Below are 12,578 nucleotides of genomic sequence, written 5' to 3'. Positions count from 1 at the left end.
ACATCTTTAAAATAGTATAACATAATAAGAAAGCTAAAACATTAAATATTTTTATACATATCAAAATGTATAGAGTTCGTTAATGGTAATATATAACCTTCTGAAGTAAAATTATAGCCTAGTTTTTTAAAAAATCTAAGTCTACTTTCATTTGCTTTTAAATATATTTTTTTATAACCTAAGGATTTACACAACATTTCTGATGATTTCATTATATCTGTCCCAATTCCATTACTTCTATATTTTTCATTAACAACTACAGATTTTATTTGGGCAATATGATTTTTTTCTTTTTCTGAAATTGTAACAGCAGAAACAATCTCATCTTTATTGAAAATGCCAAAATGAACATCATCTTTCTCGTCAGTAAGTTTGGTATTAAATATATTTACATTAGTAACTTTTTTCAAAGCTTCATTTCTTAAAAACAAATTCTTTAAATATAATTTAGACCCGTAATTAAATATTTTATATTCAAAACCGTTGTTATTTCTATTTATAATATCTAAAATAGTAGGTATTGTAATTAAATTTCTTACTATAAAGTCTGCACTTTCTTGATTAATATCAAAATCTTCATCTTTTCTTGCAATAACCTTCATGCCAGCAGTTTTAGCAGATTTTATTCCATAAAAAGAATCCTCTATTGCTATACATTCACTTGGTTGTAATCCTAATTTTTTTGCAGTAGTTAAATAAATTTCAGGATGAGGTTTAGATTTGTCAAAATCTTCACCACTTGAAATAGCTTCAAAATAACTTTCAATATTAGATTCTCTTATTGCTCTAAATATAGAGTCTCTTAACGATGATGAAGCTAAAGCGATTTTATATCCTTGTTCTTTTAATGTACTTAATAATGGTGCTACATATGGAAATAAAAGATCTTTATAATTAAAATTTTCTCCCCTGTATATACGATCAAATTTTTCAAAGAAGGCATTTTCATCAAAATCACCATCATAATATTCCCCTAGCATAGCTATAGAATCTTCATGGGATTTTCCTACAATGGTTTTAAAATTATCAACATCAACTTTTTTACCATCGTCCTCTAGCATTTTAATAAAAGCATCAAAATAATAAACCTCACTATTTATTAAAACACCATCCATATCAAAAATAACACCTTTTATCATAAATATCCCTCCATATCCTAATACTATTCTATCATATGAAGGTACAAATAAAAAAGAGGATATTATTCCTCTTAACTAAATACTTTAATAAGTTAATCTATCACCTCTTTTTTCTTAGTGCCTAACCTAGGAACTGAAACTGTACTAACCATTAAGCCCGATAAGATAAATATTATTAAAGCTGTAAATGGTGCTAATTCATTTCCAAATATATTTATGCTAAAGGATAAGAGCAAACAATATAAGGCTACAATTGAACCTGCAGCAGTAATTGGTAATCCTAAAAAGAAATCACTAAAGTCACCTAGGTTATATCTAGCTAATCGGTATACTCCAGCTAATGGATAAATTATTATAGCTAGAAATAAAACATTGTGGGTTTGAAGTTCTTTAAAAGAATATAAAATTATCATTGGAGCTAGACCAAAGGTAATGCTATCGGCAAAAGAGTCTAATTGTTTTCCCATTTCCGAGTCAACTCCTAAGGCTCTAGCAACTTTACCGTCAAGTGCATCTGCAACCATTCCAACAAAAATTAATAAACAGGATATTCTCCTTGTATTAACAGTAAAATCTCCTATTAATAAAAATATTGCCAGTATTCCCATTGTTAAATTAATAGTAGTAAGTGTATTAGGTAGTTGTTCTTTCCATTTGCTTATTGGTTTTTTCTTTTTCATGTTTACCCCTCTCTCTAATTGAACCAACTGCCGATACTAAAAGACTTAATAATACAACAAACCAAAATGTAACAAATCTAAAAGTTACAGATGTTATTAAACTTTGCTCTGTTGTTAAACCCATCATTATCAATAAACCACTCATAGTCATTTCAAAACTTCCAAGTCCTCCTGGAAGTAAAGGAATCATCCCAATAACATAAGAAATTAATGTAGTTGCAAAAAGACCTAAAATATTTATTTTTAAACCAAATGTTGAAACTAAAATTATTAATTTAATTGGAAATATCATCCAAATTAAAGTCGATAAAGTAAATTGAAATACTAAAGCTTTTTTATTACCTTGAATTTTTAATATATGCTCAGAAAATTCATATGTCCATTTTTTTATCATGTTAAGCCATTTATTATTACTTTTTTTTCTATTAAACAAATCCACTATTTTTTTAGGATATATAATTAAAGTAATAAAAAACAAAACTAAGATACTAAGAACAGTTACAAGAACATACTTTAATCCCTTATTGTTTAAAAATAACAAATCCTTAGGAGTAAACAATAGGGCCAATAATCCCATAGTAACTAAAGACCCGACACTGATTATCTTTTGTATTGCTATAAGTGAAATAGACTGATTTGTCGTATAGCCTAATTTTTCTTTAAATAATAATCCTCTTAAAAATTCCCCTCCAACTTTAGCTCCTGGAGTAACAGAATCCATAATATTACCTTTGGCGTTAATAATCATCATTTTAAAAAAATTAACCGGTAATCCCATTAATTTTGAAATTTTATACCACTGAAATATTAAAAGAATTTCTGTTATAATTTGTAAAAAAATTATTATAAATAATATTGAAGGTTTTATTTCCCTTAAACTATATATTATTTCTTTAAAATTAGAAGTAGCTATAAGACATATTCCTAAAATCACCATAGTTACAATTAAAATTCTTTTAAGCCATTTGTTTTTCAAAAATTTCTCCTCCAACTGTGTGCAAGGCAGTTTTCCCAACATTACTTAACAAATTATGCCTTGCATTTCTACTATTAGTAGAAAAATCTTTTTCTATAGGCGAATATAGTCTATTTAAAGATTCCTTAGGTATTCTTACAAGAATTCTAGTGCCTTTTTTAGCTGTTTTCTTTAAACATTCAATAACTCTTTTTTTAGGAGTAATTTGTAAGGCTATATGAAGTACATTAAATTTACTTGTATCTATATCTAAACCATCTTGTAAAATAATATTTACATTTTTATTTAAACCCATTTTATTAATTAGTTCAGTAGAATATTTTACACAATTTTCAACATTATCTATAATCGTTACATTGGCTTTTGTTAATTGATGTATAAGAATTCCCGTATACGGGCATGGCCCTCCTCCAATGACTAAAACTCTGTCTTTGGAGGATATTTCTGCTAATCTTACTTCTCTTTTAACCATGTTTTTATAATACTTTTCCACTATTTTGTATATTAAGAAATTTTTTGAAGCTAAATATTCTATTTTTTGTGTACAGGAAGAAATTATCATCCCAAAACTCCTAAAAGAAATGTTCCTATATGGTTTATTAGTCCTCCTACAAATAATGCAGTGAAAATTGTACTAAGGGTTATTCCTATTGCTACTTTTGCATTAAATTCTTTGGCTAAAATACCAAAAACAGACAAACATGGTAAATATAACATACCTACCATTGCTCCAGTAAACATTTGTAAAGTAGTTAAATTCATTTCTAGTAATGGAGCAACTGCCATTTCCCTTCTAACAATACCTAAAATTAAAACTATTACAGATTCTTTTGGCATACCTAACCAACCGGACATAATAGGTTCTAAAACTCTAGCTATAATATCCAATAAACCACTTTCTTTTAAAACTGCTGCTATTACAATAGCTATTAACATAGGTCCTTCAGCTTCAAATATAAAACTCTTTAATCTAACTTTTAATTTTGTCCAATATGCTTTTCTCTCCGGAATTAGTAAATTAGGAACTTCTATAATTAAAGGATCTACCTTGCCTTTAAACAATCTTTTTGTAATTAATCCAACTATAATAAAAATTAATAAGGTCATTAAAACAATGCCTAATAACATAAATATAGAATAATCCCCAACTAAAGCAATTAAAGCACCGGTTTGTGAAATACAGGGTATGGCAAAACAAATCATTGTTGTAACCATTAGTCTTTCTTTTCTAGTTGTAGCTGTTCTTGTTCCTATAATTGCTGGAACAGCACAGCCAAAGCCTAGCATTATATTAATTAAACTACCGCCCTGAATACCTAACTTTCTCATTAAGCCATCAAATAATACTGCTAATCTAGGTAGGTAACCTGAATCTTCTAAGAAGGAAAACACTACATAGAATAAAATTACATAGGGCATAATCAAAGCTACTACCCATTCAAAAAATATTACAAAAACACCATATTCACCAATCATAATATTTTGTAACATACCTGGTGATAAAATAGCTGTAAAAATACTTCTGAAAAATGGAACTATTATGTCATTAACCAATGGTAGCAAAGCAACAGCTCTTAAAGCCTTTCCACCACCAACAACTACCCCTAAGGATAAACCTATTATTAAAATTGCCAATGGTATTCCAGGCCAGGGTTTCATCATTGCTTTTCCTAATTTATCTACAAAACTAGGAGATTCTTTTTTCGTTGATGTTACTTCCCTAGCTATTTTTTTTGCTTCTTCCCAATAAACTTCGCCATAATCCTTATTATTAGTTGCTTTTTCCTCTAGTTTATCCATTTCCTTACACGGTGGACACTCCAGCGGTTCAGGACAAATTATTTTACCATCAATTGCTCCTTGTAAGGCTACTTTTATATCATCAAAGCCTTGTTTTTTAACAGCTACTGTAGGAATAACAGGCCCACCTAATTTTTGTGAAAGTAATGGAATATTAATTTCTATTCCCTTTCTACTAGCTACATCCATCATATTTAAAGCATATACAATTGGCACCTTATACTTTCTTAATTCTAAAGCCAATCTTAACCCACCCTCTAAATTTGTAGAGTCTAATACAAAAAGAACAGCTATTGGCTCAGCCTCCATAAAATGAATAGCAACCTCTTCAGCTTCAGATGTTGCACTCATTGTATATGTACCAGGTACATCTATTAAATGGTAGTGTTTACCATCTTCTAATTCAATATCACCTTCCATAAATGATACAGTCGTTCCTGTATAGTTTGAGCTTACAACATAAACACCTGTTAATTCAGAGAAAAAAACACTTTTGCCGACATTAGGTCCACCCATTAAAAGTAAATGCTTGTGTTCTGTCCCTGCCCTTATTTTTTTATTTTTTTCTATATTTTCACTATCGATACTCATTATTTAACCTCACTAACAATAATATTTTCTGCTATATCCTTTCCAATAGCTACTTCTCTATTACCAGTTACTAAAATTACCGGTCCGCCCAATCTATAACGATATTTTTTTGAAACTATGCTTTTTGGATATATGCCTAGACAAGGAAGTAAATTTGCATTTGGCACCTTATCTATTACATAATTATTATTTGCTTTAACATTATATAAACTATTAGGATTAGTTTTCTTTCTACTCATAAAATCCTCCTATATTATAGATATAAATTTAGGTATAAAAAAAATAGTTCCACAAGGTACATCAAAACTATATTTTTATAGCTATTAAATTACTACAACTTCCTAATTGATTTGTAATATCAATACGAGTATATCAAAACAAAAATATCTTATCTAGTAATTGATAACAACTTTCAGAATTCAGTATTTTTCTTTTATAAAATGTAAAATTATTATTTATTATTTATATATATTAGTCTTAGTTCCCCATAACAAATAAAAAATAACAATAAAAAAATTCCCCTTTCGGAGAATTTTAATGTTCTATGCATTTTTGACTTTTAATAAAAAATTAATATATCTAACTAATACATAAATAACAATTAATGCTGCTATTACTGTTTCAATAATAATTAAATACTTTAAAAATCCTAAGTTGAATCCCATATTAATAAGAAATCCTGCTGAAAGTTTTAATCCAATAGCAGAAATAACTAGTGGGAAGGTAAAGGCTGAATAGCTAGGATAAAATTTAAGTTTTAACATTTTAGTCAGTAAAAATAATATAGCAAAATATATAACTTGGGATAAAATTAATAATCCTATAGTTAAGTATATATTTTTATTATCATAAATACTCATATAGCCTGCTAAACATAGAGAGCCTGGTGCAGCTAAAATTATTTTTGTTGGAAGTGCTGGCTCTGGAATATCTATATTTTTAATTCTTTTTAAAACTACAAATAATAGGATAAAATAGGAAACTAATCCAAAAATAAATGCAATTTTACCAATACTTTCATTAAAAGCTTTACCAGTTACTGATGCAACTACAATTCCTACATAAACTATGAACCAAGATGCAAAAACATTTTTTAACTCGAAAGAAAAAACAAATTTAACAGTAAAGTAAATAATGAAAAGTATATGTAAAAATACACCAATATACCAAAAAATATTAGCAACATTTCCAACAAATGCTTTTAAATAGCCAGACAATAACATTATAGTCATACTATATGTTGGAATTACAGAAGCCACTATAGGATTTTTCATTTCTTCTTTAAATTCCTTAAAGTTCAAAACAATCTTTAAGGTTAAAAAAATAAAAATAAGAAAGGATAAAAACCCAAAAAATAAACGTATATTTTCACTATAACTTTGAAGTAGATTTCCCAAAGCAGCTAAGGCCAACATTAATCCTGAAATAACTGTTGGCATCTTCTTAAGCATTCTTTTCGCCACCTATAGTTAATTTTCCGTCTTCAATTAATTGTTCTGCTACCCATTCAGCTACTCTTCCAGTTATTTCAACACAGTGGGCCTTTCTCTCTGGTGATTGAAAATTATCCCCTGCCCATTGTCTAGTAATTACACGACAACATAGAGATTTATATTCTTTTCTAATAAAATCATGTAATTCCTTAGCCTTGTCAAACATTGCAGGATTCATTTCTTCTCCATGAACTCTTCCATAAACCATACCAAGTGCCATTTCTCCACCGGATACAGCCCCACATAAACATTGAGCCTTTCCTAAACCAATTGGAAAACCAGATGCTAATTTTACAACTTCATCAGGATATAATTTTCCTAAAGCGTCATTAATAACCTGTAAAACTGCTTCCGAACAAAAAAATTCACCTCTTTGGAAATATCCCTCTGCTTCTTCCCTAACTTGTTTTAAATATTCTTCTTTTGTAATACTCATAATTCCCCTCCTTAAAATGTCCTTCCTCATTATAAGGGAATTTATTGTAAAAGTAAATATATAACAAACTTGTTTAATATATGGTCTTTAGTAATCTTCATCTAAAAGCTCTATATCATCATCTTCATAGTCAAAATCTCTAGATATTTCAGGATATTTTTCCTCATCGTCCTCTTCATAATTTGGATCAAAAATTTTTCTTAAATAATTATCTTCCATAATTTTCTCCTTAATTAAACTATATTTATTATAATACAAATTATATTATATATTTATAATATTAGGGTATACTTTTACTAGGAGGTTGCTATGAAGAATTTAAAAAAGCTATTATTTACAATTTTTTTAAGTATTTTTATTATTTCTAGTAGTTCTTTCGCAAAAGAGAATAGTACTATAAACATCTTTTTTACTCATGATATTCATGACCATGTTGAGGATTTTAATATATCTGAAAATGGACAAAATCTTAATATTGGTGGCTATGAAAGAATTAACCAGGCCATACAAAATCAATTAAAAGAGGATAAGGATAGTTTAATTTTAGATGCTGGAGATTACTCTATGGGAACTTTATTTCAAACTATCTTTAGTACAGAAAATCCCAGTTTAAGATTACTTGGAGAAATGGGTTATGATGCGACAACATTAGGAAACCATGAATTTGATTTTAGGACTAGGGGACTTGCCGATAGTTTACTTGCTGCAAAAAATAGTGGCGATAAACTACCAGAGTTACTAACAGCAAATATAGACTTGGAAAACTATGAAAACGTAGATGAACAGGAAGTAAAAAACTTAAAAAACGCCTTTGATGAATATGGAGTAAAGGAATATATAGTATTAGACAAAAAAGGCTACAAAATAGGTATATTTGGTTTAATGGGTAATGACTCTATATCAAATGCTCCAATGGCTGGAGTTAACTTTAAAGACCAAATTGAAACAGCTAAGAAAATTACTAGTATATTAAAAGAAGAAGAAAAGGTCGATTTAATAATTTGCCTTTCCCATTCAGGTACTTGGGAGGACAAAAGTAAATCAGAAGATGAAATAATGGCCAAAGAAGTTAAAGATATTGACTTAATTATTAGTGGCCATACCCATACTGAACTTTTAGAGCCTATAATTGTCGGAAAAACTATAATAGTTTCTTCTGGTGAATATGGTAAAAAATATGGGAAAATTGAAATTCAAAAAGAAGATGATAAATGGAAAGTTAAAAACTATAATTTGATTAAACTAACAGATGAAGTTGAAAATAAAGAATTAGAAGAAAAAATCCAGTACTTTAAAAATAAGGTTCAGGAAAATTATCTTAACCATTTTAACCTAGAATTTAATGAAATACTTGGAAAGACAAACTTTTCTTTTATATCGGAAGATGACCTAGGAACAGAACATAAGGAAGAGCCTTTAGCAAATTTAATTACCGACTCCTATATTCATGCTATTAAGAATATTGAAGGTAATAATTATGAAAGAATTGCTGCTTCAATTGTTCCCTATGGAACTATTAGAGGAAGTTTAACAAAAGGCAATATAGGAGTAGCAGATGTTTTCAATATAAGCTCCTTAGGAATTGGACCAGATAAAATATCGGGCTATCCTTTAATTGAGGTTTATTTATCTGGCAAGGAATTAAAAACAACTGCAGAAGTTGACGCTTCAATTCAGCCTATAATGGATGTAGCCCAACTTTATATTTCCGGTATGAATTACTCCTTTAATCCTAATAGACTTATTTTTAATAAACTCGACAGTATTTATTTAATTGATGAAAATGGAAACAAGGAAGAAATAAAAGACGACGAACTCTATAGAGTAGTTACTGGACTTTATACAGCTCAAATGCTTTCAATAGTAAAGGACCAATCCTTTGGACTAATGTCCATTGTACCGAAAAATAAATCTGGCGAAGAAATAAAAGATTTTGAAAAATATATTATACACGATAAGGACGGAAAGGAAGTTAAGGAATGGTATGCCTTAGCAGAATATATAAAATCCTTTGAAAAAGAAGATGGTCTACCTACAATACCAGAGGAATATTCCAAACCATTAGGTAGAAAAATCGTAAATAACGACAAGAGTTTTTCCGGAATATTTTCACATCCAAATCACATAGCCCTTGGACTCTATGCAATAATTCTAATAATTATTTTAATAGTAGTTTTTGTAGTAAGATTTATTATAAAAAGACGTAAGAAGAAAAAATAGAAAAAATTGTCAGAAATTTCTTCTGACAATTTTTTCTATTTATTTTCATAGTCTGTTATTATTTGTATTCTTTCAGAATGTCTTCCTCCTTGAAATTCTGAATTCAACCATTGATAAACAGCCATTTTTGCTACTTCTTCACCTATTACTCTCGCTCCTAATGCAAGAACATTTGCATTGTTGTGCTCTTTTGCCATCTTTGCTGAAAATACTTCATTTGCACAGGCACATCTAATTCCCTTTACCTTATTTGCTGCTATGGAAATTCCTATTCCTGTTCCACAAATAACTATTCCTGCGTCATATTCTCCACTGGCAACAGCCTCTGCAACTTTTATTCCATAATCCGGGTAATTGGCTTTTTCTCCTGATGATACTCCAAAATCTACAATTTCATGGCCTAATTCTTTTACATAATCAATTAGTGCAGGTTTTAATTCAAAACCTCCATGATCACTTCCTATTGCTATTTTCATATATCCTCCAAAAAATTAAAAAATATTTTTATAATACTCTTGCAGAACCATTATATACTAAGCCGGAAATAGGATCTACTGTAATTATTTGTCCATCTTTTAATATTTCTGTAGCTTTTTTTGCACCAACTATTGTAGACTTTTTAAAATGTAATCCTACTATAGCTGCATGGGATGTTAGTCCACCTTCTTCTACAACTATTGCTCCTGCTCTTTCAACAAAATTAATTATTTCAGCATCTGTAGATTGGGAAATTAAAATATCACCATCATTAAATTTGCTTTCAAGTTCTTCTACTGTATTTCCCACTACAACTTTTCCAGTGATGGATTCTTTACCTATTCCTTGTCCTTTTACTAGGATTTCTCCTATTGTATGAACTTTAATTAGGTTAGTAGTTCCACCAACTCCTACTGGAACTCCTGCAGTAATTATTACTAGTTCCCCTTCTTTTACAAAGCCCTTTTCCATTGCTGATGTTATAGACAAGTCTATTACAGCATCTGTACCTTCACAAATTTCAGATTGAATTGGGTAAACTCCCCAGGTTAATGCTAATTTTCTTAAAACATCTCTATTAAAGGTTGTTGCTATAATTGGAACTAATGGTCTTATTCTAGATATTGCCTTAGAAGTTGAACCTGTAGCTGTTGCTGTAATTATAGCAGATGCACCTAATTGAACAGATAGGGCTCTAGTTGATCTACTAATAGCATTAGTAGTGAAGTTATCCATCCAGTCCATTCTATTTTTAGTGGTTTCTGTAAATTCACTGGATTTTTCTGTTGAATCTGCTATTTCACTCATTACCTTAACTGCTTCTATTGGATAGTTACCAGCTGCTGTTTCTCCTGAAAGCATTATAGCATCTGTACCATCTAGTATAGCATTTGCCACGTCTGTTACTTCTGCTCTAGTTGGTCTTGGATTTCTAATCATAGAGTCTAGCATTTGTGTAGCAGTTATTACAGGTTTTCCTGCAAAACTTGTCTTTTTAATTATTTCTTTTTGGACTATTGGCATTGTTTCTGTTTTTATTTCAACACCTAAATCACCACGGGCTACCATTATACCATCTGAAGCTTCTATTATTTCATCTAAGTTATCTACACCTTCTTGTGATTCAATTTTTGAAATTATTTGTATATTTGAACCACCATTATCTTCTAAGATTTTTCTAATATCTATAACATCTTGGGCTTTTCTTATAAAACTTGCAGCAATAAAGTCAAGTTCCTGTTCTACTGCAAATATTAAATCGGATTTGTCCTTTTCTGTGATTGCAGGTAAATTAATAGTAGTATTTGGAACATTTACTCCCTTTCTACTTTTTAAAATACCATGGTTTTGTACTTCGGTAATTATATCTGTATCGGTTTTCTCTATTACCTTTAAGTCCACTAAACCATCATCTACTAGTATATGTCCACCAATTTCCACGTCTTTAGGTAGTTCTTTATAGGATATTGATACCATTTCCTTAGTTCCAACTACATCTTTTGTAGTTAAGGTAAATTTATCCCCAATAGCTAGTTGAACTTGTGGTACACCAAAATCTCCTAATCTAATTTCAGGTCCCTTAGTGTCTAACATTATCGCAATTGGCAAATCCAATTCTTCCCTAGCTTTTTTTATATTATTTATTCTAACTAAATGTTCTTCATGATCTCCATGAGAAAAGTTTAGTCTACAAACATTCATTCCTAATTTCATCAGCTCTTTTAAAGTATCTAAGTCTTCTGAAGCTGGTCCTATTGTACATACTACTTTTGTTTTTTTCATATTTTCCCCCAAACTATATGGATATTTCCCCTGCCATAGCGTATAATTCTTCATTTAATACTCTTTTGGTTTCAACTGCTTCTTTTATTGGTACAGGAACAATTTTACCATTTATTGTTGCCAAAGCTAATCCTGATTGTCCTTCTATTAAAAGTTGAACTGCCTTATTTCCCATTTCAGATGCTAAAAGTCTGTCATAAGGACAAGGACTGCCTCCCCTTTGAACATGGCCTAAAATAGTAACTTTAGTGTCTACTCCTGTTATTCTCTTTATGTCTTCCTTTAGTTCATATGGCTTACCTACACCTTCTGCTAATACTATAATATGGTGTAATTTGCCTCTTTTTCTACCTCTTTTAATTTTACTTGTTATTGCTTCCATGTCTAGTTCACGTTCCGGAATTATAATGCTTTCTGCACCACTGGCAACTCCTGAATAAAGTGCAATGTCGCCACAGTGTCTACCCATAACTTCAACAATATTAGCTCTTCCATGAGATGATGATGTATCTCTTAATTTACTAATTGCTTCAGAAACTGTGTCTATTGCAGTATAAAATCCAATGGTAGAATCTGTATAACCCATATCGTTATCAATTGTACAAGGAATACCTATGGTTTTAATGCCCATATTACTTAAAACCTCTGCTCCTCTATAGGAGCCATCTCCACCTAGAACTACAAGCCCATCAATTCCGAAGTCCTGTAAAATATTATATGCTTTTTTCTGTCCTCTTTCTGTCATAAATTCAGAGCTTCTTGCTGAGCCAAGAATAGTTCCCCCTCTTTGAATTATGTCGGCAACAGATGAAACATTCATTTCATATATATTTCCATTAATTAATCCGTCATAACCAAACCTTATTCCCATTATTCTAATTCCATTAAATATTGCCGTTCTAGCTACTGCTCTAATTGCAGCATTCATTCCAGGCGCATCTCCACCACTTGTTAGAATAGCTATTGTTTTCATTATTACACCTC

At 29.9% G+C, this 12,578-nt stretch carries 13 protein-coding genes; 1 reads left to right on the top strand and 12 read right to left on the bottom strand.

Annotated elements, in window-relative coordinates; all coding sequences use genetic code 11:
• Window positions 1–41: 41 nt before the first annotated feature.
• From WAO56_RS09200 to WAO56_RS09160, 9 genes are all read right to left on the bottom strand, one after another.
• Complete coding sequence (locus WAO56_RS09200) at window positions 42–1,139, bottom strand: HAD-IA family hydrolase (protein ID WP_422144124.1); 1,098 nt, start codon at window positions 1,137–1,139, stop codon at window positions 42–44.
• 92 nt (window positions 1,140–1,231) lie between these two features.
• Window positions 1,232–1,819, bottom strand: coding sequence for a CDP-alcohol phosphatidyltransferase family protein (locus tag WAO56_RS09195; RefSeq protein ID WP_422144123.1), 588 nt, complete (start codon window positions 1,817–1,819; stop codon window positions 1,232–1,234).
• Window positions 1,773–2,795: a lysylphosphatidylglycerol synthase transmembrane domain-containing protein gene (locus WAO56_RS09190; protein WP_422144122.1), complete on the bottom strand. Its 1,023-nt coding sequence runs from the start codon at window positions 2,793–2,795 to the stop codon at window positions 1,773–1,775. The genes WAO56_RS09195 and WAO56_RS09190 overlap by 47 nt, the downstream gene beginning before the upstream one ends.
• Window positions 2,776–3,357 (bottom strand): nicotianamine synthase family protein, encoded by a 582-nt coding sequence (locus tag WAO56_RS09185; RefSeq protein ID WP_422144121.1) that lies wholly within the window; start codon window positions 3,355–3,357, stop codon window positions 2,776–2,778. The genes WAO56_RS09190 and WAO56_RS09185 overlap by 20 nt, the downstream gene beginning before the upstream one ends.
• Window positions 3,354–5,186 carry a FeoB small GTPase domain-containing protein gene (locus tag WAO56_RS09180; RefSeq protein ID WP_422144120.1) on the bottom strand — a complete coding sequence of 611 codons (1,833 nt, stop codon included), beginning with the start codon at window positions 5,184–5,186 and terminating at the stop codon, window positions 3,354–3,356. The genes WAO56_RS09185 and WAO56_RS09180 overlap by 4 nt, the downstream gene beginning before the upstream one ends.
• Complete coding sequence (locus WAO56_RS09175) at window positions 5,186–5,425, bottom strand: FeoA family protein (protein WP_422144119.1); 240 nt, start codon at window positions 5,423–5,425, stop codon at window positions 5,186–5,188. The genes WAO56_RS09180 and WAO56_RS09175 overlap by 1 nt, the downstream gene beginning before the upstream one ends.
• Before the next feature lie 303 nt (window positions 5,426–5,728).
• On the bottom strand, window positions 5,729–6,637 hold the full coding sequence (locus WAO56_RS09170; RefSeq protein ID WP_422144118.1) for a TDT family transporter: 909 nt from the start codon (window positions 6,635–6,637) through the stop codon (window positions 5,729–5,731).
• On the bottom strand, window positions 6,630–7,115 hold the full coding sequence (locus tag WAO56_RS09165; protein ID WP_422144117.1) for a C-GCAxxG-C-C family protein: 486 nt from the start codon (window positions 7,113–7,115) through the stop codon (window positions 6,630–6,632). Before WAO56_RS09165 ends, WAO56_RS09170 begins: the two co-directional genes overlap by 8 nt.
• A gap of 87 nt (window positions 7,116–7,202) precedes the next feature.
• Window positions 7,203–7,334: a hypothetical protein gene (locus WAO56_RS09160; RefSeq protein WP_422144116.1), complete on the bottom strand. Its 132-nt coding sequence runs from the start codon at window positions 7,332–7,334 to the stop codon at window positions 7,203–7,205.
• A gap of 90 nt (window positions 7,335–7,424) precedes the next feature.
• Between WAO56_RS09160 and WAO56_RS09155 the strand changes: the two genes are divergently transcribed.
• On the top strand, window positions 7,425–9,335 hold the full coding sequence (locus WAO56_RS09155) for a bifunctional metallophosphatase/5'-nucleotidase (protein ID WP_422144115.1): 1,911 nt from the start codon (window positions 7,425–7,427) through the stop codon (window positions 9,333–9,335).
• 35 nt (window positions 9,336–9,370) lie between these two features.
• Here the strand turns inward: WAO56_RS09155 and rpiB are convergent, their stop codons facing one another.
• The 3 genes from rpiB to pfkA are packed head-to-tail and all read right to left on the bottom strand — an operon-like array spanning window position 9,371 to window position 12,567.
• Window positions 9,371–9,811 carry a ribose 5-phosphate isomerase B gene (rpiB, locus tag WAO56_RS09150; RefSeq protein WP_422144114.1) on the bottom strand — a complete coding sequence of 147 codons (441 nt, stop codon included), beginning with the start codon at window positions 9,809–9,811 and terminating at the stop codon, window positions 9,371–9,373.
• 28 nt (window positions 9,812–9,839) lie between these two features.
• On the bottom strand, window positions 9,840–11,594 hold the full coding sequence (gene pyk, locus WAO56_RS09145; RefSeq protein ID WP_422144113.1) for a pyruvate kinase: 1,755 nt from the start codon (window positions 11,592–11,594) through the stop codon (window positions 9,840–9,842).
• Window positions 11,595–11,607: 13 nt separating this feature from the next.
• Window positions 11,608–12,567 (bottom strand): 6-phosphofructokinase, encoded by a 960-nt coding sequence (gene pfkA, locus WAO56_RS09140; protein WP_422144112.1) that lies wholly within the window; start codon window positions 12,565–12,567, stop codon window positions 11,608–11,610.
• Between the last annotated feature and the right edge of the window lie 11 nt (window positions 12,568–12,578).

The sequence above is a fragment of the Miniphocaeibacter sp. genome, assembly GCF_049276255.1.
Taxonomy (GTDB): Bacteria; Bacillota; Clostridia; order Tissierellales; family Peptoniphilaceae; genus Miniphocaeibacter.
The sequence above is the reverse complement of the archived record's forward strand: the minus strand, read 5'-3'. Positions and strand labels throughout refer to the sequence as shown.

Bases quoted from the DNA above. Each gene is read 5' to 3' on its own strand.
- WAO56_RS09165 (WP_422144117.1), bottom strand. From the start codon at position 7,115: ATGAGTATTACAAAAGAAGAATATTTAAAACAAGTTAGGGAAGAAGCA.
- WAO56_RS09180 (WP_422144120.1), bottom strand. From the start codon at position 5,186: ATGAGTATCGATAGTGAAAATATAGAAAAAAATAAAAAAATAAGGGCA.
- WAO56_RS09185 (WP_422144121.1), bottom strand. From the start codon at position 3,357: ATGATAATTTCTTCCTGTACACAAAAAATAGAATATTTAGCTTCAAAA.
- rpiB (WP_422144114.1), bottom strand. From the start codon at position 9,811: ATGAAAATAGCAATAGGAAGTGATCATGGAGGTTTTGAATTAAAACCT.
- WAO56_RS09175 (WP_422144119.1), bottom strand. From the start codon at position 5,425: ATGAGTAGAAAGAAAACTAATCCTAATAGTTTATATAATGTTAAAGCA.
- WAO56_RS09200 (WP_422144124.1), bottom strand. From the start codon at position 1,139: ATGATAAAAGGTGTTATTTTTGATATGGATGGTGTTTTAATAAATAGT.
- WAO56_RS09160 (WP_422144116.1), bottom strand. From the start codon at position 7,334: ATGGAAGATAATTATTTAAGAAAAATTTTTGATCCAAATTATGAAGAG.
- WAO56_RS09195 (WP_422144123.1), bottom strand. From the start codon at position 1,819: ATGAAAAAGAAAAAACCAATAAGCAAATGGAAAGAACAACTACCTAAT.
- WAO56_RS09170 (WP_422144118.1), bottom strand. From the start codon at position 6,637: ATGCTTAAGAAGATGCCAACAGTTATTTCAGGATTAATGTTGGCCTTA.
- pfkA (WP_422144112.1), bottom strand. From the start codon at position 12,567: ATGAAAACAATAGCTATTCTAACAAGTGGTGGAGATGCGCCTGGAATG.
- WAO56_RS09155 (WP_422144115.1), top strand. From the start codon at position 7,425: ATGAAGAATTTAAAAAAGCTATTATTTACAATTTTTTTAAGTATTTTT.
- pyk (WP_422144113.1), bottom strand. From the start codon at position 11,594: ATGAAAAAAACAAAAGTAGTATGTACAATAGGACCAGCTTCAGAAGAC.